The 21,372-nt window shown below is 44.8% G+C and carries 21 protein-coding genes; 9 read left to right on the top strand and 12 right to left on the bottom strand.

All coding sequences use genetic code 11. From position 1 onward, the window contains the following. Window positions 1–41: 41 nt before the first annotated feature. Window positions 42–2,555, bottom strand: coding sequence for a phosphocholine-specific phospholipase C (locus tag HX021_RS10055; RefSeq protein WP_286590101.1), 2,514 nt, complete (start codon window positions 2,553–2,555; stop codon window positions 42–44). Window positions 2,556–2,921: 366 nt separating this feature from the next. Here HX021_RS10055 and HX021_RS10060 point away from each other — a divergent pair, with 366 nt between their 5' ends. Both HX021_RS10060 and HX021_RS10065 read left to right on the top strand, forming a co-directional pair. Further along, on the top strand, window positions 2,922–3,755 hold the full coding sequence (locus HX021_RS10060) for a sulfite exporter TauE/SafE family protein (RefSeq protein ID WP_286590102.1): 834 nt from the start codon (window positions 2,922–2,924) through the stop codon (window positions 3,753–3,755). A 131-nt stretch (window positions 3,756–3,886) separates the two neighbouring features. Continuing rightward, entirely contained in the window at window positions 3,887–4,288 is a 402-nt protein-coding gene (locus HX021_RS10065) for a DUF1634 domain-containing protein (protein WP_286590103.1), read from the top strand. Window positions 4,289–4,292: 4 nt separating this feature from the next. Here the strand turns inward: HX021_RS10065 and HX021_RS10070 are convergent, their stop codons facing one another. Further along, entirely contained in the window at window positions 4,293–4,832 is a 540-nt protein-coding gene (locus HX021_RS10070) for a GNAT family N-acetyltransferase (protein ID WP_286590104.1), read from the bottom strand. Between the two features lie 184 nt (window positions 4,833–5,016). Between HX021_RS10070 and HX021_RS10075 the strand changes: the two genes are divergently transcribed. Both HX021_RS10075 and HX021_RS10080 read left to right on the top strand, forming a co-directional pair. Further along, the gene (locus HX021_RS10075) at window positions 5,017–5,604 is read left to right on the top strand and encodes a Crp/Fnr family transcriptional regulator (protein ID WP_286590105.1); all 588 of its coding nucleotides are present in this window, start codon (window positions 5,017–5,019) and stop codon (window positions 5,602–5,604) included. Window positions 5,605–5,707: 103 nt separating this feature from the next. Continuing rightward, window positions 5,708–6,301, top strand: coding sequence for a YceI family protein (locus tag HX021_RS10080; protein ID WP_286590106.1), 594 nt, complete (start codon window positions 5,708–5,710; stop codon window positions 6,299–6,301). Window positions 6,302–6,374: 73 nt separating this feature from the next. On the opposite strand, the gene HX021_RS10085 is transcribed toward HX021_RS10080, so the two are convergent. The 4 genes from HX021_RS10085 to HX021_RS10100 form a co-directional block, all read right to left on the bottom strand. Beyond that, window positions 6,375–7,160, bottom strand: coding sequence for an SDR family oxidoreductase (locus HX021_RS10085; protein WP_286590107.1), 786 nt, complete (start codon window positions 7,158–7,160; stop codon window positions 6,375–6,377). Between the two features lie 106 nt (window positions 7,161–7,266). Then, window positions 7,267–8,919, bottom strand: coding sequence for an ABC1 kinase family protein (locus HX021_RS10090; RefSeq protein ID WP_286590108.1), 1,653 nt, complete (start codon window positions 8,917–8,919; stop codon window positions 7,267–7,269). Between the two features lie 87 nt (window positions 8,920–9,006). Next, entirely contained in the window at window positions 9,007–9,648 is a 642-nt protein-coding gene (locus HX021_RS10095; RefSeq protein WP_286590110.1) for a hypothetical protein, read from the bottom strand. After that, window positions 9,638–10,141: an RNA polymerase sigma factor gene (locus HX021_RS10100; protein ID WP_286590111.1), complete on the bottom strand. Its 504-nt coding sequence runs from the start codon at window positions 10,139–10,141 to the stop codon at window positions 9,638–9,640. Before HX021_RS10100 ends, HX021_RS10095 begins: the two co-directional genes overlap by 11 nt. A gap of 121 nt (window positions 10,142–10,262) precedes the next feature. On the opposite strand from HX021_RS10100, the gene HX021_RS10105 reads away from it, so the two are divergent. Continuing rightward, entirely contained in the window at window positions 10,263–10,700 is a 438-nt protein-coding gene (locus tag HX021_RS10105) for an acyl-CoA thioesterase (protein WP_286590112.1), read from the top strand. Window positions 10,701–10,819: 119 nt separating this feature from the next. Here the strand turns inward: HX021_RS10105 and HX021_RS10110 are convergent, their stop codons facing one another. The 3 genes from HX021_RS10110 to HX021_RS10120 form a co-directional block, all read right to left on the bottom strand. After that, the gene (locus tag HX021_RS10110; RefSeq protein WP_286590113.1) at window positions 10,820–11,263 is read right to left on the bottom strand and encodes an Hsp20/alpha crystallin family protein; all 444 of its coding nucleotides are present in this window, start codon (window positions 11,261–11,263) and stop codon (window positions 10,820–10,822) included. A gap of 304 nt (window positions 11,264–11,567) precedes the next feature. Then, complete coding sequence (locus HX021_RS10115; protein ID WP_286590114.1) at window positions 11,568–12,287, bottom strand: AAA family ATPase; 720 nt, start codon at window positions 12,285–12,287, stop codon at window positions 11,568–11,570. Between the two features lie 8 nt (window positions 12,288–12,295). Further along, window positions 12,296–12,673: a dihydroneopterin aldolase gene (locus HX021_RS10120; protein ID WP_286590115.1), complete on the bottom strand. Its 378-nt coding sequence runs from the start codon at window positions 12,671–12,673 to the stop codon at window positions 12,296–12,298. A 91-nt stretch (window positions 12,674–12,764) separates the two neighbouring features. Here HX021_RS10120 and HX021_RS10125 point away from each other — a divergent pair, with 91 nt between their 5' ends. Continuing rightward, window positions 12,765–13,493, top strand: a complete 729-nt coding sequence (locus HX021_RS10125; protein WP_286590116.1) for a 3-keto-disaccharide hydrolase — start codon at window positions 12,765–12,767, stop codon at window positions 13,491–13,493. 233 nt (window positions 13,494–13,726) lie between these two features. Next, on the top strand, window positions 13,727–15,904 hold the full coding sequence (locus tag HX021_RS10130) for a S9 family peptidase (RefSeq protein ID WP_286590117.1): 2,178 nt from the start codon (window positions 13,727–13,729) through the stop codon (window positions 15,902–15,904). Window positions 15,905–16,002: 98 nt separating this feature from the next. Here the strand turns inward: HX021_RS10130 and HX021_RS10135 are convergent, their stop codons facing one another. Beyond that, window positions 16,003–17,556 carry a M20/M25/M40 family metallo-hydrolase gene (locus HX021_RS10135; protein ID WP_286590118.1) on the bottom strand — a complete coding sequence of 518 codons (1,554 nt, stop codon included), beginning with the start codon at window positions 17,554–17,556 and terminating at the stop codon, window positions 16,003–16,005. A gap of 258 nt (window positions 17,557–17,814) precedes the next feature. Further along, window positions 17,815–19,503 carry an asparagine synthase B gene (gene asnB / locus HX021_RS10140; RefSeq protein WP_286590119.1) on the bottom strand — a complete coding sequence of 563 codons (1,689 nt, stop codon included), beginning with the start codon at window positions 19,501–19,503 and terminating at the stop codon, window positions 17,815–17,817. A gap of 236 nt (window positions 19,504–19,739) precedes the next feature. Here asnB and HX021_RS10145 point away from each other — a divergent pair, with 236 nt between their 5' ends. Together HX021_RS10145 and HX021_RS10150 are read left to right on the top strand one after the other, a co-directional pair. After that, window positions 19,740–20,315, top strand: a complete 576-nt coding sequence (locus HX021_RS10145) for a Crp/Fnr family transcriptional regulator (RefSeq protein WP_286590120.1) — start codon at window positions 19,740–19,742, stop codon at window positions 20,313–20,315. 162 nt (window positions 20,316–20,477) lie between these two features. After that, a complete protein-coding gene (locus HX021_RS10150; protein ID WP_286590121.1) occupies window positions 20,478–20,939 on the top strand; it encodes a VOC family protein in 462 nt (153 codons plus the stop codon). 68 nt (window positions 20,940–21,007) lie between these two features. On the opposite strand, the gene HX021_RS10155 is transcribed toward HX021_RS10150, so the two are convergent. Further along, window positions 21,008–21,343 (bottom strand): HopJ type III effector protein, encoded by a 336-nt coding sequence (locus tag HX021_RS10155; protein WP_286590122.1) that lies wholly within the window; start codon window positions 21,341–21,343, stop codon window positions 21,008–21,010. Window positions 21,344–21,372 lie beyond the last annotated feature (29 nt).

The raw sequence follows: 21,372 nt of genomic DNA on the forward strand, positions 1-21,372 counted from the left end.
GGCCCATACTGCAGCAGCAGATTCCATTGGACGATACCTGGTTAGGCCAACAACGGATCGGTAGTGGTTTCAGCCCCTGTCTCCAGTCGCCCTGCCAGCTGAATGACAAAACCCGTCTCTCCTTTAATCCGTATCGCCATATCATACCAGTTTCCCTGCCCCGCAATATCCAGGCTCAATACTGTTTCCTGTGCTGGCCTGATTTCCCTGACGGCGGAATAGGACTGATAATTAAGGGATTCGACCATGACTGTCACGGCCTTTTCGGCATTATTTTTCAATGTCAGCTGCAACTTTCCTGTTGCCGCCTTGGTCAGTGGCCTGATTTCCGGCGCAACCGCTGCCCACAGGGCGGGAGCATCTTTCTGCCCTGCAAATTTTCGATAGAAACCATTTGGGCCGTGCAACTCAAAGGCATAATTGCTGCCTTCAAATCTGGCCAGGTCCCATTGGTAGCCCAGGCGGTCGCCACTCTTCACGGCAAAATTCCAGTTTCGGTACGTTTCGGGCTCCCCTTGCTCATTGTGGTACCCCAACGGACTGTAAACATTGAAGGCCGTCCCGCTGGTCCTTTCACCAAATATATTGGAATCAACATGCATCTGCAGGTTAAACTTCCCGTCTTTCACATAGCCGATCGCATCATGTGCATAAGGCAAAGACAGGGATTTACGGACTCCTGTTTCCTGTACCCGGTTAAACTTGTCAGTCCATACCGTCTGTCTTGCCTGCGCAAGGTCCTTAATCTCAATAAATCCGCCCGGAGCATCTTTGAACTGCGCATTGTAAATCGTTTCAATATATTGATTCCGGTCCAGGAAAGGCAATTGTTCCTGCTGTTGGCGGAAGGGTGTAAAGGCGGCGGTCAGATCTCCACAAATGGTTCGGCGCCAAGTGCTGATATGATCCAGATGGATATTTTTCTGCAGCTTCTTATTGAAAAAATATTCCAGAAACTGGAGTGTGGAAGTATGGTCAAATACTTGGGAGCATACTTTTCCACCCCGCGACCATGGGGAAGCAATATACATGGGTACCCGGAACCCTAAGCCCACAGCCCCTTCACGGGCTTGCTTTTTGGGAATCCCCTGTTTGAGCTCATTGGCCAAACGCACCATCTCCACTTCGCTATCGATCCCCGGAGAACAGGCACCACTGTCCTTTTGCTTCAGGTCAGGGACCACAAAAGGTTTAACATGGTCGTAATACCCATCATTCTCATCGTAGGTAATGATAAAGATGGTCTTCTTCCAGACTTCGGGATTTTTGGTCAGGATATCCAGGACCTCGGATACATACCAAGCGCCATACCAAGGCGCACTGGGATGGTCTGAAAAATTCTTTGGTCCTGCCAACCAGGATACTGCCGGCAATTGCCCCTGATCCACATCTTTCCTAAACTGATAAAGCACATCGCCCTTTGGCACTTCTAAAGCTCTTTGTTTTCCCCGCTCTTTGAATTGCAGCTTTTCAAGGGACCGATAATTATTGTCGCCCCGGTTTACGGTAAAAGCACGCTGGTGCAACGATTTGCTAAAGTCACTCAGCTTGTCGTAATGGGCTGCACTGAACTCTTTGAGATCGGCTTCGGCTTTTTCGAGGGCCTCACTTTTCTTGCGGATATCGGTACGGATCTTTTCGGCCTGCTCCTCAGAAGCGGGAGATTTTTCTTCCAATGCCGCAATCTGTGCCGGCAGATCCCTTACCTGCACCTCCAGATTGCGGATATAGGTATCCTTAAATTTAACCTGATACGCCTGAAAAAATTCCAGCAGGTTACAGCCAAAATTGGATAGCCATGCACGCTCCTCTCCGGAAAGCCCACCACCACAGCTGGTCTCATTCTGGTAGAAGCGCCAGTTGATCCCATTCTTTTCCAGCAGTTCCGGAAACGTCTGCCAGGTCATCTTTCCATAGGCAAAGTCGTCATTCCGAATGTTGACCTTCTGCAGGCCTTCTTTCATCTCCGTGATCTTACCCGTCCAAAAGAACGAGCGGTTGGGGGTGGTACTGGTCATCCCCGAACAGAAGTTCTGGTCACAGACGGTAAACGCATCGGCCAAAGCATAGTGAAACGGGAGGTCTTCACGTGTAAAGTACCCAAGGGTTAAAGGCATGGCTGCATATTGCTTATTGCCCGACTGCTTGGAAGTCAACCACTGGTCGTACTTACCTTGGTTATAGGCATCGACCTGACTGGCGCGGCTGTGGGGGAGCGAGCCCATCCAGGTAACCTTACTTTCCTTCAGGTTCAACCTGAAAGGGGCATAGGTTTTCCCGCGTTTATCTGTCTGATACCAGACCGGAAGGCCATTGGGCAGTCGGACCGCACGCGGGTCATTGAAACCACGAACCCCAGAAAGACTGCCCAAGGTATGGTCAAAGGATCTGTTTTCCTGCATCAGGATAACGATATGCTCAGCATCCAGAAAGCTACTGCCCGGATCCGGATCAATGGCAAAGGCTTTCTGGATCGAACTGGGCATAAAGCTGGCTATGCCTGCAGCTCCTGAAAATAGCAAAGTCTTTCTTAGGAATTCTCTTCTGCTTTCCATAATATGTGTCTTATAATTTCGATTTGAATCTACTTACATTTCTTTTTGTTTCATATTTCTTCATGTAAATCTTATGTTACTAAATGATAACCTCTGGGGGATGGCCATCGCAAAGGTCCCTGATCGGTAACAGACAGACAGGATCGCTGTTGTTGATGGATGCCTCGCCGTGCATTTCCTGGTGCAAGGCCGGCAGGATGCCTAAAAATAAACGGGCCATGAAAGGTTAAAGGCGACTTTTGCTGTAACATTTTGCATCTATTCCAACAGTAAAGTTTTAAAAGCAATAAAAAGCCCTTAAGTTTACAACAAATTACCTTCCATACAGCATTGATGCTATCTGGACGGTCACAGAAAATATATGATATGACTATTCTCACCTTTACGATCATCCTTCTTCTGGGCGCATTTGTCGCGGGACTCTTAGGGTCGCTGACAGGTTTGGGCGGCGGGGTTGTCGTGATCCCACTGCTGACGCTTTTATTCCATGTCGATATCCGCTATGCCATAGGCGCTGCTTTATTGGCCTCGATAGCGACCTCTTCGGGAGCGGCTACAGCTTATGTCAAAGAAGGGATCACCAATATCCGGCTCGGCATGTTTCTGGAAATTGCTACGACCATCGGTGCGGTCATTGGTGCAGTCATTGCCATTTATATGCCGACCAATACCATTGCGATTATTTTTGGTGTCGTGCTCATCTTTTCGGCAGCCATGACCGTTCGTAAAAAAAATGAACAGGCACAGTCTGGTGGCTCCCTGCTGGCTGAAAAGCTGAAGCTGAACAGTACCTACCCCGCTGCGGGAACATTGGTACCCTACAAATTGACCAATGTCGTAGGGGGATTCTCCTTAATGGGGGTGGCGGGTATCCTTTCCGGCCTTTTGGGTATTGGCTCGGGCTCTTTAAAAGTCCTCGCCATGGATAGTATGATGAAGATTCCATTTAAGGTCAGCACGACAACAAGTAACTTTATGATCGGCGTCACTGCCGCAGCCTCGGCTGTGGTCTACCTTCAACGTGGTTATATGGATCCGGGCATTGCTTTTCCCGTGATCCTGGGTGTACTCTGTGGCGCAATTACCGGTTCGAAGCTTTTGAAGAGAATGAACCCGAAAACACTGCGCCTCATTTTTGCGATGGCAATCACCTTGGTTGCACTGGAAATGATTTTCAATGGATTTCAACATAAATTCTAAGCGCAGCAACCCGTTCCCGTCAAACCTGGTTTTTGACATGGCAGGTAGGACCAAAAACGAGGACATTGAGCGAACAAATATTTTAACATGGACAAAATCCATCAGCAGGGTGGTACAAAGATCATATAGCGATGAAACAGGTATTTTCAAAACATTATTGGAGCGACAAAGACATTTCACTTTTGGTGGGACAGATCCTGCGCATAGGTGTTATCGTGGCCTCTTCCACCCTCGTGGTTGGGGGCCTATGGTATTTAGCCGTCCATGGACAGGACCCTGTGCCCAATTATAGGGAGTTTGCGGGTGAGGGCAGTGCCAATACAACCATCACAGGAATTATCATCGGGGCATTCAGCCGACATGTTCCTCAAATCATACAACTGGGCGTATTGCTCTTGATCTGTACCCCCATTGTACGTGTGGTTGGTTCCCTATTTGGATTTATCATTGAAAAAGACCGACTCTACATCATCATCACATTGATTGTTCTCATCGTGATTATAGGCAGTATACTCAGTGGGGTGAAAGGATAAAACCTTATCGCCTGGACCTTAACCAGGCAGATTTTTCCAGTGCATATTCAACATTTCTCCGTTCGGGTTCATTCGGGTAGCTGACCGTTTTTTCGTCGACTTTGCTTGCCCCCAGCCGTTCCACAGCCTTCTGTGAACGATAATTTTCGGCCCCGACATGCAGGTAGATCTTATCGACAAAATTGAAGGCAAAATCAAACATCATCTCCTTGACCAAAGGGTTGATCCCGGTCCCCCAACAAGCCCGGGCATAAAAGGTAAAGCCTACAAAGATCGATCGCTTGCTTTCATCCAGCCCATAATAACGGGTGCTCCCGATACATTCCCCCGTCTGCTTGTCCAAAATCAGATAGGCAGCCTTGCTCTCCAGGGCCCCATCAAAAAAAGTACGGAAAACCTCCTCCTGCCAACGATCTTTGTTGGGGTGCTGCGCCCAGATCAGGGGGTCCTTTGCCACCTGATAGAGGGTATCAAAATCTTCGGGGTCAATCAATTTCAAAATGACCTTATCATTTTCAAGCTTATTGGGTGCTACAAACCTCATTAGAACACTGTTAATGTTAGACATCTATTGAAATTCCTTCAATTTCACAGAAGATACCAAATATTCGTGAAATCAAGCTGAATTACCTTTTCAACAAGTCAAATATTACACCAAAATGTCCATTCACTATTTTTCATCAAAATTCCATCAAGAAGCACGACAAAATTTCGTATTTTACGCTCTGATGGAACAATTCAAGGAATTTGTAAAAAAGCGCATCAATATCTCAGAAGAAGAATTGAATGATATTATTTCGCGTTATGAGGTCAGAAAAATAAAGAAAAAGGAATATTTTCTGCGTGCCGGTGAGATCTGTCATTATGAAGCTTATGTTGTCAATGGCTTATTTAAATCGTTCTATGTCACCGCAGATGGTATCGAACATATTTTGCAGTTTGCCATTGAAGACTGGTGGATCGGAGACATCGCCAGTTTCAACTACCAGGAGCCTGCCTTACAAAATATCCAGGCGCTGGAGGATTCTGTTGTGCTTACCTTATCCAAAAAAAATAAGGACAAACTCTATGAGGACCATCCGGTCTACGAGAAACTCTCCCGGATCATGGCGCAGCGTGCCCAGATTGCTTCCCAGCACCGTATCATCTCAAGCATTGGCTTTACCGCCCAGGAACGTTACCTGGATTTTATCAAAAGATACCCTAAAATTTACCCACGGATCTCCAATATGCAATTGGCCTCCTATCTCGGGGTCACACAGGAGTTCCTGAGCCGCTTAAAAAGACAGATCCTAAAACCGAATCGAAATTCTTGATCTACATCAATTTTTTCTACCTGAGTTTATCCCACCTTTGCAACAGTTTGTTCAAACAAACATTTTGAACATCTAATGGTTTGATAAATAAACAGAAAACAATATGAATAGATTTTTCCAATTTTTGGCAGCAGCGGTGTTAATGGTTAATGTTGCTGTGGCCCAGGTAAAATGGTCTGCTGATCCTGGACATACCAATGTGCGCTTTGATGTGAAGCACCTTGGCATCAGTTTCGTCGACGGTGAATTTACGAAAGTGGAAGGAACGGTAGAAACCGCAACGGCAACAAGTTTCAACAATGCGAAAGTAAACTTCTCCATCGATGTCAACAGCATTGATACCCGTATCGAAGCACGTGATAATCACTTAAAAACAGCTGATTTCTTTGCTGCGGACAAATTCCCTAAGATGACCTTGAGCGCTGTTTCATTCAAAAATACCAAGGTCAAAGGCAAATACATCATGGTTGCTGATCTGACTATCCGTGATGTCACAAAACAGGTTAGCTTTGATGTGACACAAAACGGTGGCGTAATTACTGATCCCTGGGGCAAAACACGTGCTGGATTTACAGCTAAAGCGACCATAAACCGTCAGGATTTTGGCATAAAGTATAACGACAAATTACCTTCAGGTGTAGAGGCCGTTGCTTCGGATGTGGCGATCACAGTGAATACGGAATTGGTGTTAAACTAATCTACGATACTTATAATCACACAAACTTTTGCGGCTATCCTATTGACATAGGATAGCCGCTTTTTTTTGCCAACTATAGTCCCCTCAATAATCCCCCATCCAACGGAATATTGGTTCCAGTCAGGTAGTTTGCATATTCCGAACAGATAAAAGCAACCAAATAGCCATATTCTTCGGCTGTGCCCAAGCGTCCTGCCGGCACCTGTTTCAACCTTACCTTTAGCGCCTCCTCGTAGGAGAGCCCCAAGCGCTGGGCATCCAACTTCGTCAGTGATTGAATCCGATCGGTATCAAAAAGCCCGGTCAATATACTATTGACTGTAATCCCGTCCCGGGCAACGTCCTCCGCCAGCGACTTGCTCCAGCTCATCAGGGCCGTGCGAACGGTATTGGAGAGCACCAGATTGGATACCGGTTCCTTCACCGTAGAAGAGGAAACATTGATAATACGGCCATACCCATTGGCCAGCATATACGGAAGTGCGCAGGAAGTTGTATAACAATGATTTTGGAACAATAATTCGAATGCATGCTGATAATCGGCCAGATTTTTCTGGTCAATACCTCCGGCCTGTGGCCCGTTGGAGTTATTGATCAGGATATCGACCTTATTAGACTTAAAATAATCTTCTATACGCGCTTTGTAGGCCTCATGTTCATTATAATCAACCTGGATATATTGATGGACCTGCCCACGGGAGGTATCCAGGCTTTCACAGGTCGCTTTCAGTTTTTCTTCATTCCGGGCAGCCAGGGTCACAGACACGCCACAGGACGCCAAGACCTTGGCTATCCCGGCTCCGATTCCCGCGGAACTAGCGCCAATCAAGGCTTTTTTTCCATTAAGATTAATTTCCATAATTTCTGCTGTTAAATAGTTGACACTTATTCCGACGGACAAGTCATTTTGTTGCGATCAAGACCTGCTTTCCTTTTGCAGCGAACGCTGGATAAAGAAAGGCGTATTAATCATTATCCTTGGCCCTGATCATGGCGATAAACAAATACACGGCAAAGACCCATGCCGAGCCCAGGCATATCCAGGCAAATACAGGAATCCCGAGCCACTGCGGCTCAATCCGGGCCACGATAATCATCCCCCCCAGTAAATTGAGCGACATAAACATAATCCCGATCACAATACGATTGACTCCTTTGCGCAGAATGGTATTGAAAGATCGGGCACTGATCAGACGGTGGTTGAGGGTGAAGTTGCCTGTCCGGAACAGGCGCACCAAAGCCCGCATATCTTCCGGAAGCTTTTCGACATCCCTGGCGAAAGACTCCACCTTATGCTTGCCCTTCTTGAAAATAGCTTCTGGAGAAAGCCGTTCCATCATGATCCGCCGGGCAAAGGGCTTGATACTTTCCATGATATTCAGATCTGGATAAAGCTGCCGCCCTATTCCTTCCATCAGCGAAATACCGCGCATCAACTGATAGATATATTCGGGAAAATATAACCGGCTGTCGCCAATGATCTTCCAGAGTTTATTGAAGAGCAAGTCGAGGCTCAAATCACCCAGGGAGACATTGTCTATCATATCAAAGATTTCGTAGAGCGAACGTTCAAACTGATTCCTATCGGGTATATGGCTCACGACAGCGACATCTTCGATGACATCCGCCAGGCGTACTGCATCTTCGGAAATGGCCGACTGAATAAATTCTTCCAGATGTCGCCGGTCAATCCCCAGTAGCTTGCCCATATTGCCAAAATCCAGAAATGCAATACGCCCATCCGGCATGACCATCATATTGCCCGGATGAGGATCGCCATGAAAAAAACCATGGATAATAACCTGCTCCAGGTAGAGGTTGATCCCATTTTTCACCAAAGTCTCCACATCCATGCCCCGACGCTTTATTTCGGCAACATCCGTTACTTTGAACCCATCTAAATATTCCATGCATAGCACACGGTCAGAAGACAGGTCTGGATAGACTTTGGGGACCTTGATAAGCTTGTTGCCTTTAAAATTTTTACTGAACCGGTCAATATTATGCCGTTCGATCACCAAAGACATTTCTTCCTGTAAGGTCATGGCAAAAGACTCCACGATCAGGGAGAGGTTGAGGTTTTCCAATGCATCATTGTACACCGTCAGGATTTTGGCAATATCACGCATCAGGGCAAGATCACAGCGCATGATCTCATCTATCCCGGGGCGGCGGACTTTCAGGACAACCTTTGTTCCGTCCTGCAGTACCGCGCGGTAAACCTGGGCAATAGAGGCCGCAGCAAAGGGCACAGCGTCGATCTCCCGAAAATGGGCATTGATATCCAGATCCAGTTCTTCAGCAAGATAAGCGTTGATATCGACCCCGAAGGGGGGGACATTATCTTCCAGGCGTTTGAGCTCATCAACCAGGTCTTTTGGCAGCAGGCCCTCCCTTGTGGAGGCTGATTGTCCCAGTTTGATAAATGCAGGCCCAAGCTCCTCAAGTGCCATGCGTATACGGGCATAGACATTGATATTGTCGACATCGATATTACGTTCTACCGCAGCTCTTGTCCCTTTCCATGGCAACCTGGCGATCGCATCCTTAAAGCCGTATTTGGCCAATATACTTAAGATCTGGGAACTGCGCTGCAACTTCTTGGTCGGATTGTACATATTCAACAAGGATTTTCTGAAAACAATATACGAAATATCCATGTGCAAAAAACACAAATCACGGATGAAAAATGGGTAACCTACCTATTACTCCGCTTCCATCTGATCCAGATTTTCCTTGATCTTGATCAGATAATCGCCATAGTACATCCGAATCATAATTTCGGTGATCAGGATGGTAATCCCGATGGATACAAGAGCCGCCAGGATCATCCATACGATAAAACTAGGGTTCTGCACGAGCGTCTCCTTGAAATGATACAATTTTTCAAACCATACAACAGCCTTGCTTTGGGCAATGATAATGAAATAAAGGAACATACCCTGCGGAATCATGACATAAGCCACAATACGGTAGGTTTCCACGGCATATTTTAGATCATAATATAACTTCAATAAATGTTCGCGGGAAGTCAGATGGTCTATCTGCCGGGCGCTCTTGATCAGATAATAGAATCTGCGGTAGCTAATCAGGCTCGACAGGGAAAGCTGCACAATACAAAAATAGTAGGCAAAGGCAGCATAGCCCTTTATGGTATAGAATGGCAGCAGGGGAACGGAAACCAGAAAAAGTATGCATAAAAGCCAAGCGATGAATTCACGTTTGATATTCCGTCTCAGCTTAGCCATGATATTTCCGACTTCTTTATACTGTTTCAGATTTGGATTCTGTAAATCCTCGTCTGTGGGCTGTTCTTGCCAAGATTTTTTTAATTCATCAAAATTCATAATGATATTTTTTAATGATTTGTTGAATCCTTTCTTTTGTTCGATTTAGTTTTACCCGTGCATTTACTTCGGATATGCCCAGATGAGCCGCAATCTCGCGATGGCTCTGTCCTTCCAAAAACAAAAAGATCAACGCTTTTTCTACTCCATTGAGCCTATGCACCGCTTGGTAAAATATCTTCAACTGCTCGTCTTTATCTGAATTATAGGTCTCTTCGGGAAAGTCATGCCTTTCCTCCAACATATCATAGACACGGTGTTTCTTTTCTTTTTTCAAAAACACCATCGCCGTATTTAAGGCGACCCGGTACATCCAGGTTGAAAATTTACTCTGCTGCTTAAAGCTGGGGTAAGATTTCCAGAGCTGATATACTATTTCCTGGTAAAGATCCTGCCTGCCTTCATGATCATCCATATACATACGGCTGGCTTTGACGATAATACCTTTATTTTCGTCAATCAACCGAAGAAATTCTGTTTCTGAATGGCTCACTTAGTAATTTTTCTTTATTGCTAGAAATTCAGGTAATCAGTATAGCTGTTGGGCAAAGTGTTACAGCTTAATTTAAAAATATGTAAATTGTTCTTAAAAAGAAGAAAATCACTGTAATATTATGGAGAATATATTTTATCAGGGGCAGGTTATCTGGGCACAGATTGATGCCAACAGACATATGCGGCATTCCGCCTATGCCGATATCTGCGCCCAGGCAAGAAGCAACATGTTGAACCAGATGGGATTTTCGCTGGATAAATTTGCGGAATATCAGATCGGGCCGATCTTATTTCGGGAAGAGCTGATTTATTCCAGGGAAATTCATCTGGACGAATATGTACAGGTAAGGGTCGAGCTGACGAAGTACAACAGCACAAACAGCCGCTTTTCTTTTATCCACCAGGTGTACCGCAACGATGGGACACTATGCTGTACCGTGAACGTGGACGGAGCCTGGCTAGATCTGAAAAAAAGAAAATTAACCCGCTTACCCGATGAAATGGCCCCCTATCTGGCGAAAGTACCCCGAGCGGAAAACTTTGAGGAAACCGCATAAAAAATCCCTCGGGCTTTCGTGATGCTCCGAGGGATTAAAACATAAACTAACCTAAAAACTATTTTTCTGATCAGCCCCGGCTTACAAAGGCGATGCGCAACTGGGGTGTATCCGTCTGATTATTTTACTTCAATCAGTCGTTTTGCGATGATTGCATCTTCTTTCTTACCTACTGTTAAGATCAACACGCCGCCTTCATATGCCGCCTCAATATTACTGTAGTCCACCGTATCGGGCAATGTAAATGATCTTGAAAATGATGAATAATTGAATTCTTTCTTACTGTACAATTTTTCTTCACTTACACTCTCTTCTTTTTTCTCCGCAGAAATAGTGATCAGATTTTTGTCAACATTGATCTTAAAATCTGACTTGTCCAATCCCGGTGCAGCCATTTCAATGGTAAATGACTTTTCGGATTCCGATATATTTACTGCTGGAACACGCGAAACCAAACGGTCTGAAATGAAATTATCGTTAAATAAATTATCAAATACCGTATTTACAAATGGGTTTACCGCATCGGTATTCAAACTTTTTGTAGGGAATTTAATTAATGCCATTTTTTGTCCTCCTAATTTTTTGTTTATTGTTAAGCTCTATTTTTTAATCTTTAATTTTAGTGGGATGTTCAATTCTCATACCAGTCCTAAAACAAAGACAAAATGTCATTTTAAAACAATAAACAATGTCATTTTGTCCTAAAACAGGCTAAAGAACACGTTTAGCTCGATTAATCTGTCTTATCTAGGCCCAGAAAGGGATCCATCCAGCAATTTGTATCTAGAACGATAACCTCAGAACTGGAAAAACTGTTTTTCAGAAAACGTTTTTTAACAGCCTGAATTTATTTTCAACAGTCCAAACTTATTTAGGACTGCTTTCATTCTTTTCCAGGGCTGTAATGAGCAGGGATTTGACAGCATCATATACATAATCTTTTGCCTCTGCATAGGAAATACGATATAATCTGGGTACCACAACGTCATAATGTGGAAATGGAGAAAATAGCTTATCATAGTATGCATCCAACTGCACGTTGGTAGGCAGCTCAAAGGCTAAGCGAAGCTGAAATCTTCGTATAATTGCCGTGTCCAATATTTCTGGGTGATTGGTGGCTGCAATCAGAACGGCTTCATCCGGGAAATAATCAATCAGCTGAATAATCGTATTGACCAATCGGCGCATTTCGCCCACATCCTTTTCTTCACTGATGCGTGCCTTGCCGATCTGATCGAATTCATCCAGAAATAAAACTGCTTTCTCACGCCCTGCTTTATCAAAAACCTGTCTAATATGCTGGGAGGTCTCCCCTATGCGTGACGAAATGAGATTACTCAGGTTCAATACATAAATTGGTTTCTCCAAGGCCGTGGCCAAAGCCTTTGCCGTGGTCGTCTTGCCACACCCCGAATAACCATGCAAAAGGATCTTGTTGCTTACGGGAAGACCATATTTCGAAAGCTCCTGGATATAACGATGCTCTTTGATCAGCTGCTGAAGTTTTCTCCGACTTAAATCATCCAAAAAAACATCTTCCAAAGCAATTTTTTCCTTGTCTGCGATGACCAGGTCGTAAACATTCATATGATTATCTAGTTAGGAGGGTTATCAATATATTTTAAACTTACCTGTGAAGAGGAAAGGTCTCCACCAAATGGCGGGTTTGATTTACGGATCACCACTTCAATGACTATGGCATAGCTCACTTTTTCCCTGATCTGATCCAGTATTTCCGCAGCGGCAGATTCCAGCAGCTTCCGCCTGGGACGCATCACCTGGGCCGCAATCTGATAAAGCTCCTCGTAATTCAACGTATTGCGCAAATCTTCTGTTTCCATATTATGGAAGGGAAAACAAACATCGATAGACACAAAAAATTCATTACCGATAATCTGTTCTTCATCATAATAACCGATGGGTGCATAAAAGCGCGCCTCCTTCAGGGATACTGTCTGTAAAATGGTTGCCATGCACAAACCTAAGGAAATTGTTTCAAATCAGATAGACTATTTGCATCCAGATGGATTATTTGTATATTTAACCATACCAAAACCCCAACAAATGAACTTTTCTTTATCATCTGTCCTTGCAATGACGCTCCTATGCGGAGCCTTTTCCTTGCATGCCCAAACCAATATGAAACCTGAAGACACGGAATATTATAGTCCTGTCCCTCCCACTTTGACCCTAAACAAAGGAGTCCCAAGTGATGCTATTGTTCTTTTTGACGGTAAAGATCTTTCCCAGTGGAAAGGTGAAAAAGGAAAAGCGGCCTGGACAGTAGCCAACAATATCCTGGAGGTAAAACCAGGCTCAGGTACTATACAGACCACCGAAAATTTTACGGATTTCCAATTGCATATCGAATGGAAAAGCCCTGAAGTTATTAAAGGTGAAGGCCAGGGCCGCGGCAATAGCGGCATCTTTCTGCAAGGCCTTTATGAAATCCAGGTACTGGACAACAACAACAATCCCACCTATGTCAACGGTGGTGCAGGCAGCTTATATAAGCAACGCCCACCCTTGGCCCAGGTCATCGCGCCAGATCAATGGCATGTTTATGACATCATCTATAAAGCACCTCAATTCAATAAGGACAGCCTATTGGTCAGCAAGGGAACAGTAACGGTCCTGCACAATGGCGTAGTGGTGCAAAACAATACGCAGATTGACGGCACGACAGAATATATCGGACTACCCAAGCCCCTGAGTCACGGTCCAGGCCCCATCATGCTCCAAGATCATGGTGATCTGGTACAGTTTAGAAATATCTGGATCCGAAAACTGTAAGCTGACAGCGAACAATTTTAGTTAGACAAGCAACAATTCTGTACTAGGTTTTATAGGGCTATTTATCTAATTTAGCCCTATAAAATTTGAAGTACCTATGAATTTTCAACAAGTAGATGAATATCTGTTAAGAAAGTTCATGATCATTAAAATCGAGTGCTTCACTCATACCGTCCAGCAGGGCCCACATGCCTTAAAGGACTAACATAACATGAATAATTAATTGTATTTTAATGAAAAGAATTGCGCTATTCTTCTTGTTGGCAAGTACAGCTAGCAGCTACGCCCAACGAAACCTGAATTTGGAAGAAACGGTATTTGGATCGCGGAGCTATGCTCCAGCTTCTATTATTGGGGCTTCCTGGATCCCGAAATCCAACAGCCTATCCTATCTTGATAAATCCTATCAGCATTTGCTTTCCAAAAGTGCGGCCAGCAATTGGACTGAGGCCAGCCTGGTCTCTAAAACTGATCTGGAGGCAGCCTTAAAAGCATCCATACCAAATGAAACCTTCAGTTTGTCCATGTTTCCTGCCGACTATCAATGGCGTGACGGAAATAGGCTTTTACTTCAGGTCGATGGAAAAGAGAAGGTATACACGGTCGTCTATAATGTCAAGTCCAGGACTATCGAAAGCTTTATTGGCAATGACAGCAATGGCGCCAACCGCGAACTGAGTCCGGATCTTTCCAAAATTGCGTACTTGGTGGATAATAATATTTCCATCGTCGACAAAGACGGGAAAGTGACTCCGGTGACCAATGATACGGATCAAGGAATTGTCAATGGAAGTGACTACACACACCGTCAGGAATTTGGCATCAAAAAAGGCATGTGGTGGAATCCACAAAATGACAGGCTCCTCTATTACCGTAAGGATGAAACGATGGTTGCCAACTACCCGCTCCCCCAGTGGGACCCTAAGATCACAGCGATCAAATGGATCAAATATCCGATGACGGGGCAAAAATCTGAAGAGGTTTCTTTGGTGGTTTACCATACTGCAACAGGACAGAAAGTTACGCTCCAAACAGGAGAAAAGCTTGAACAATACCTAACCATGGTCACCTGGGATCCTTCGGGAAAATATATTTATGTGGGTGTGCTCAACCGAGGGCAGAATGATCTAAAAGTCAACAAATACCATGCGGAGACCGGTGCATTGGTCAAAACGCTTTTTGAAGAAAAGGCAACAACCTGGGTAGAACCGGAAAATCCCTTAACCTTCCGCCCCAATAAGGCAGACCAATTCCTTTATCAGTCCGACAGGGAAGGCTACAACCAGCTATATCTTTACAATACGGAAGGCAAGCTGATCAAAAAACTAGGTTATCAAGATGTTATACTGGAAACCTTATTGGATTTCTCTGCCGACGGGGATAAGGTCAGCTATATCGGCGTCACCAACAATGGCATGGACCGCCAGCTATTTGAGGTGGACCTGAAATCCGGAAAAACGGTGCAACTGACCAAGGAACCGGGTACGCATAAAGCTGCCGTAAGCGGTGATGGAAAATATATCTTTGACCAGTACAGTGACTTGACAACAGCAAATAAATCGCAGATCAAAGCAGTGAAATCTGCAAAATCCACGGTATTGATCAACGCTGAAAATCCATTCAATGGCAAAATAAACAATCCAAGGATTGAATTTGTCCATTTGACATCTGCCGACGGGAAATATCCACTAACAGGCCGCATCATCTATCCGAATGATTTTGACCCGGCAAAAAAATACCCGGTCATGTATTACCTCTATGGTGGATCCCACTCGCAGCTGGTTTCCAATAAATGGCTGGGTGGAGCTGGATATTTTGACATGTACATGGCCCAGCAAGGTTATATTGTCTTCACCATGGACAACCGTGGCACCAACTACAGGGGCCGGGATTTCTATACCGCCACGCACCGTAAGCTTGGACAGCTTGAGATGGCCGACCAGATGAAAGGGATTGAATTTCTCCAATCAAAGTCCTTTGTAGACCAGGAACGCATGGGCATCTTCGGGTGGAGCTTTGGCGGATTTATGACGACATCATTTATGCTGCATCATAACGATATATTTAAGGCTGCCGTGGCAGGAGGACCAGTAATTGACTGGAAATTCTATGAAGTCATGTATGGGGAGCGTTATATGGACACACCGCAGGAAAATCCTGATGGCTATAAGCTGACCTCACTGTTAAATAAAGCAGATCAGCTTAAAGGAAGATTGCTGATCATCCACGGTGCCCAGGATCCAGTGGTCGTACAGCAGAATAGCATGGAATTTTTAGAGGCCTGTATCAAAGCAGGTAAGCAGGTAGACTATTTCCTATACCCTACTCATGAGCATAATGTGATGGGTAAGGATCGTATCCACATGTATGAAAAAATTGCAGATTACTTTAATCAGCATCTGAAAAAATAGGGAAATATCCCCAGAACAGCAAGGCGCCTTTCTTTCGATTGGCGCCTTGCTGTTTAGTTAAAGATTGGCTCAGCCAATGGTTCTCCAGTCTTTCAGTCTTAATTACCACTGCTGCGATTGGATTTTAGGTTGGCCGGCCAAGTCATTTGTTTTCCATCTTTATCAATAGGAAGGACAATTTTATCCCGCGCGACCAGGGCCGGTTCTTCACATGCCAGATAGGTCAGGATAGCCACGATGATGGCATTCTGTTTGACCTCATCGAAGACAATCTTATCATAGGTATCACGGTTGGTGTGCCATGTCACCTGACCATAGTCCCAAGATGTGGACGATAGGCCAAAAGCGGGGATTCCCTTCTGTACAAAAGAAGAATGATCACTTCCTCCCGTGCCTGGCATCCCCGGAAAACTAGTTTGAATTTCATGTCGGAATTCTTCAGGCAGGTACTGCAACCAGCGACCAATATATTCGTATGATTTCTCAAAACCACTGCCGCCAATCCGTACGATACGACCGGTTCCATTATCCTGATTCCAGACGACCTGGATATTTTTTGCGATATCGGGATGATCTTCCACAAATGCCGATGAACCGTTTAACCCCTGTTCTTCACTGCCCCAATTGCCGACAAGGATCGTCCTTTTATTGTCGGGGTAGACCTTTCTCAATATGCGGACTGCTTCCATCATGGTAATTACCCCGGTAGCGTTGTCTGTTGCCCCTGAGGCCCCGTCCCATGAATCCAGGTGGGCAGACAGCACGACATACTCATTGGGTTTCTCTTTCCCCTTGATCTCAGCAATACTATTATAGGTCTTTGTCGTTCCCAGTTCTTTTGATTTCCCCTGCAACAGTATCCGGGGCTTGACACCACGTTCGGCCATGCGGTAGAGCAAGCCATAGTCTTCCAGGGAAATATTAAATACTGGAATCTGCTTTGATTTCGCATCAAATATCCGTGTGATGCCCGGCACTTCGGTCCAATACGAATCAATTACCCCAACAGCACCGGCAGCTTCAAGAGCCAAGGGTAAAGTACGCCGTGTGCTCCCAGTATAAGACATACTCTGTTCCCATTTTTTCAGCTGGTCATTTTTTAGGGCTTGGTATTTTTCATACCCTTTTGCCGAAGCTGACCCTTTCCAATTGGCATCCGACCTGCCTGAAACCGGATTCATCCCGATCAGGACAATTTTACCCTGTACGGTCTTCAACCAAGACTGAAAATCAGCCTGTGCATTAAATACAGGCATAGCCACCACTTCGGCTTCTACGCCTTTATCTTTTGTCGCGGCACTGAACGCCAATTGTGTCCCTTCCAGGGATTTAACCCTCGGATAAGTCATGGTCACCTGAGAGGTCCCCCTTTCCCAGGAACGCCACTCACCATAAGCCTCGTTCCGTGCATCCGCACCAAGGGCACTGTACTGCTTAACCACCCAATCATGTGCCTGCTGCATCTGCGGGCTGCCCACCAACCGGGGACCGATCATGTCCACCAGTTCAAAAGCATAGTTTTCCAGCTGTGAATTTGCATTGGCTTCTTGCACGATGGAAGACACCATGGCTTCCTTATTCTGCGCAAAAATAGTCGGGGAACTGAACAACAGTAACGCCAATCCCAGGGATTTCAAACTCCTTTGTTTCATATCATCAATAATTTGTTTATTCAATAGTCATTCACTTAAAGGCTTGCACCCTTAAGTTTCATTGGTTTTCCCGAAAAATACTAAAGATAATTTAAAAAACATATTTGATTTTGACCGACGTGTTGCTTTAGGGTATCCGCAGGCCAATCCCGCGTGTAATGGATTGGCAGAACACTTTGATAGGCTGAAACATAACGACAGAAGCCCGGGCTATGCCCTGGGCTTCTGTCAAAATTAAGAATAGGAATGGTTGATTTTTTATACAGTTTCCACTTTGGATTTTTCATAGCTTTCCTGGTGGACGGATGCCACGGCCCTGCCCGAAGGGTCGTTGAGGTTCTGGAAAGAAGCATCCCAGGCCAATGCCTCTGGCGTACTACAAGCAACAGATTTCACCGAAGGGACGGTCTGGGCGGCGGCCCCAGATGGAAAATGTGACTCAAAAATTGTCCGGTACAAAAACTCTTCCTTGTTTTTTGGGGTATTTACCGGGAACCGCGTGGCTGCAGCAGCAAAATCCTGATCCGAAACATTCTTCTCGGCCTGCTCCTTAAGAGTGTCAATCCAGCTGTATCCCACGCCATCCGAAAATTGCTCCTTCTGGCGCCATGCAATGCTTTCAGGTAAATAATCTTCAAAGGCCTTGCGGACAACCCATTTTTCCATTCTGCCTTCACGGATCATTTTATCTTCCGGGTTGATACGCATGGCGATATCCATAAATTCTTTATCCAGAAAAGGTACACGGCCTTCAACTCCCCAGGCGGCAAGTGATTTGTTGGCCCGCAAACAGTCATAGAGATAAAGCTTGTTCAGTTTACGTACGGTTTCTTCGTGAAACTCCTGTGCATTGGGGGCTTTATGAAAATAAAGATAACCACCGAAAAGTTCATCAGAACCTTCGCCCGACAGCACCATTTTAATCCCCATGGATTTGATCACACGTGCCAGGAGATACATTGGTGTTGATGCACGTACGGTCGTGACATCGTAGGTCTCCAGGTGATAGATCACATCCCGAATGGCATCCAAGCCTTCCTGAATGGTAAAATTAATTTCATGATGGATTGTCCCGATATGATCGGCAGCCTTTTGTGCAGCAATCAGATCGGGTGCACCTTTCAATCCAACCGCAAAAGAATGTAATTGGGGATACCAAGCTTCTTCTTCATCTTTTGATTCAATGCGTTTGGGAGCAAACTTTTTGGTGATCGCGGCAATGACTGAAGAATCAAGCCCGCCTGATAACAGTACACCATAAGGCACATCTGACATCAGCTGACGATGCACAGCATCTTCAAGGCCTTTGCGCAATGCTGCGATATCGGTTTCATGGTCTTTTACAGTTTCATAACGCTCCCAGTCCCGCTGGTACCAGCGCTGAGGGACACTTCCTTCTTTGCTGTACAGGTAATGTCCCGGAGGAAATTGTGCAATGCTCGTACAGTAGCCTTCCAGTGACTTTAACTCAGAGGCAACAAACAATTGTCCTTGGTCATCTTTCCCATAATATAAGGGGATGATACCCATATGATCACGTGCCACGAAAAAAGAATCATCGCGCGAATCGTATAAAGCAAATCCAAAGATCCCATTGAGTTCATCCACAAAGGATGGACCTTTGGCCAGGTACAGCGCCAGGATAACCTCTGAATCACTCTGTGTGGCAAATTGATAATCAGGAAGACTATTGCGCAGTTCATCATGGTTGTAGATCTCTCCATTGACAGCCAACACGACTTGGCCATCAGGGCTATATAATGGTTGACTGCCCGATTTAGGATCAACAATGGCTAATCGCTCGTGCGCCAAAAGCGCTTTTTCACCCGTGAAAATACCAGACCAATCCGGGCCACGATGGCGAATACGTTTTGACATTTCCAATACTTGGGGTCTCAATGCTGCTGCAGGTTGCTTTAATTCAAAAGCGCCAATAATTCCACACATATTATGAAAATTTTAAATATTCTGTTTTTACATTATGTTATTGACACAAAGTAAAACAATTAAAAATTAAATTCATAACATTTTTTTATTTTTATTGAATTTTTAACAATTTAATATTTAAAAATACAACAAATTAACAATAAAACACCCATTTATTTACAATAATCACACAGCAGGCAAGCAGATGATCTGGAGACTTATCGCTAAATTCACTTCGCAATCAAATAACCAACAACATGGATCTAATTGGGACATTTTACAGTGATCTTGCCCTGAGCAGTGATGAGTTAAATTCCATAAAAGATAAACATCAAGCGATCACCATCAAGAAAGGCGATTTTATACTAAGTAAGGGACAGACTGCCAATGCCTACTATTTAATGGAGTACGGTCTTACGCGGTCATTTTTACATGATTACGAAGGCAATGAGGTTACCATTGGATTTTGCAGCGACCATGATGTTGTCATCGAGGTGGCGTCTTTTTTTCAACGCAGCCCAACGGTGGAAAACATTCAGGCCTTGACTGACACCCGCCTCTGGAAAATAGGTTTCGAAGATTTTCAGGAACTTTTCCACCAGATTCCGGAGTTCAGGGAATGGGGGCGTTCCTGGATGGCGAATGAACTGGTCCACAGTAAAAATAGGGCTATTGCCATGATTACCGAACCCGCCACGACACGCTATCTTCGACTGATCAAGGAGAAGCCCATACTGATCCAACAGGCACCACTCAAACATATTGCCTCTTATTTGGGCATTACCGACACCTCGTTAAGCCGGATTCGGAAGGAAATCGTACAGGGCAATTAACCCTTTTTTAAATCCTATACCTGTTTCAAAACTTGCCTTAAGGCAAGTTTTTTCTCACTGCTTCAGCTTAATTTTACATCAGCAGAACGGATTATTCAGCCGAATATCCGACTGGAGGCATTTTGAGAAAAGAAATAATCAATATATCCAAAATTAGCAATCATGGCAAAATTACATGCTTATTTAAATTTTAATGGGAATTGTGAAGAAGCATTCACGTTTTACGAAAAAGTCTTCCAGACTAAAAACCCAGGTTTTATGCGCTATGGAGATATCCCTGCCGATCCACAGATGCCCCCCATACCCGATGAGGCTAAAAACAAGATCTGCCATACGGCGATTTCTATAAATGGGGAGAGCATGTTGATGGGAGCTGATGTCATTCCGGTCTTTGGCCAGTCCTATACACAAGGCAACAATACCTATGTCATGCTGATGTGCGCCAACAGTGCTGAGGCAAAAACTTTATACGAAGCACTCAGCGTGAATGCAAAAGTCGTGGAAATGCCATTGGGCGAGACATTTTTTGCTGAATTGTATAGTTCATTCCAGGATCAGTTTGGTATCTGCTGGATGGTCTATTTCGGCGGCAATAAAGACACAGACTGCGAAAGCAACAGCTAGCAGCTCAGGATCACACACCATCAAGTCCAACGATCAATAGGGACAGTTCAATACTGTCCCTATCTTTTTTACTTAAGGTTTAATACCGCCTGCTCAAACGCCACCCCGTCCCAGCCATTGGCCATAAACTGCCGAATATTCTGATGACCTTCACCTGTAGGATTGTCCAATACGTTTTGATAATGTTCGGCAAATAACCTCAAGGTATCTTCTTTGGAAAGTTGATTTAATTGCGCGAAGTACAACAGCTTTGCACTGCCCTGATTTTCTTCTTTTGAATTTTGAAGGCTCCCATTCTGGAAAGTAGTGGGATGATAATCATAATGTGCCGCAATATGATCCAGCACTTCCTGAAACTGAAGCTGGCCTGACGCTGATTTTGCTAATAATTGTTCTATGTTCATTTTATCTTATAAATCCGTAAAAATTATGA

Source organism: Sphingobacterium sp. N143, assembly GCF_030325625.1.
Lineage (GTDB): Bacteria > Bacteroidota > Bacteroidia > Sphingobacteriales > Sphingobacteriaceae > Sphingobacterium.

Bases quoted from the DNA above. Each gene is read 5' to 3' on its own strand.
- HX021_RS10075 (WP_286590105.1), top strand. From the start codon at position 5,017: ATGGAACAATTCAAGGAATTTGTAAAAAAGCGCATCAATATCTCAGAA.
- HX021_RS10125 (WP_286590116.1), top strand. From the start codon at position 12,765: ATGAACTTTTCTTTATCATCTGTCCTTGCAATGACGCTCCTATGCGGA.
- HX021_RS10085 (WP_286590107.1), bottom strand. From the start codon at position 7,160: ATGGAAATTAATCTTAATGGAAAAAAAGCCTTGATTGGCGCTAGTTCC.
- HX021_RS10065 (WP_286590103.1), top strand. From the start codon at position 3,887: ATGAAACAGGTATTTTCAAAACATTATTGGAGCGACAAAGACATTTCA.
- HX021_RS10130 (WP_286590117.1), top strand. From the start codon at position 13,727: ATGAAAAGAATTGCGCTATTCTTCTTGTTGGCAAGTACAGCTAGCAGC.
- HX021_RS10095 (WP_286590110.1), bottom strand. From the start codon at position 9,648: ATGAATTTTGATGAATTAAAAAAATCTTGGCAAGAACAGCCCACAGAC.
- HX021_RS10110 (WP_286590113.1), bottom strand. From the start codon at position 11,263: ATGGCATTAATTAAATTCCCTACAAAAAGTTTGAATACCGATGCGGTA.
- HX021_RS10060 (WP_286590102.1), top strand. From the start codon at position 2,922: ATGACTATTCTCACCTTTACGATCATCCTTCTTCTGGGCGCATTTGTC.
- HX021_RS10155 (WP_286590122.1), bottom strand. From the start codon at position 21,343: ATGAACATAGAACAATTATTAGCAAAATCAGCGTCAGGCCAGCTTCAG.
- asnB (WP_286590119.1), bottom strand. From the start codon at position 19,503: ATGTGTGGAATTATTGGCGCTTTTGAATTAAAGCAACCTGCAGCAGCA.
- HX021_RS10115 (WP_286590114.1), bottom strand. From the start codon at position 12,287: ATGAATGTTTACGACCTGGTCATCGCAGACAAGGAAAAAATTGCTTTG.
- HX021_RS10055 (WP_286590101.1), bottom strand. From the start codon at position 2,555: ATGGAAAGCAGAAGAGAATTCCTAAGAAAGACTTTGCTATTTTCAGGA.
- HX021_RS10120 (WP_286590115.1), bottom strand. From the start codon at position 12,673: ATGGCAACCATTTTACAGACAGTATCCCTGAAGGAGGCGCGCTTTTAT.
- HX021_RS10150 (WP_286590121.1), top strand. From the start codon at position 20,478: ATGGCAAAATTACATGCTTATTTAAATTTTAATGGGAATTGTGAAGAA.
- HX021_RS10070 (WP_286590104.1), bottom strand. From the start codon at position 4,832: ATGAGGTTTGTAGCACCCAATAAGCTTGAAAATGATAAGGTCATTTTG.
- HX021_RS10135 (WP_286590118.1), bottom strand. From the start codon at position 17,556: ATGAAACAAAGGAGTTTGAAATCCCTGGGATTGGCGTTACTGTTGTTC.
- HX021_RS10090 (WP_286590108.1), bottom strand. From the start codon at position 8,919: ATGTACAATCCGACCAAGAAGTTGCAGCGCAGTTCCCAGATCTTAAGT.
- HX021_RS10080 (WP_286590106.1), top strand. From the start codon at position 5,708: ATGAATAGATTTTTCCAATTTTTGGCAGCAGCGGTGTTAATGGTTAAT.
- HX021_RS10105 (WP_286590112.1), top strand. From the start codon at position 10,263: ATGGAGAATATATTTTATCAGGGGCAGGTTATCTGGGCACAGATTGAT.
- HX021_RS10145 (WP_286590120.1), top strand. From the start codon at position 19,740: ATGGATCTAATTGGGACATTTTACAGTGATCTTGCCCTGAGCAGTGAT.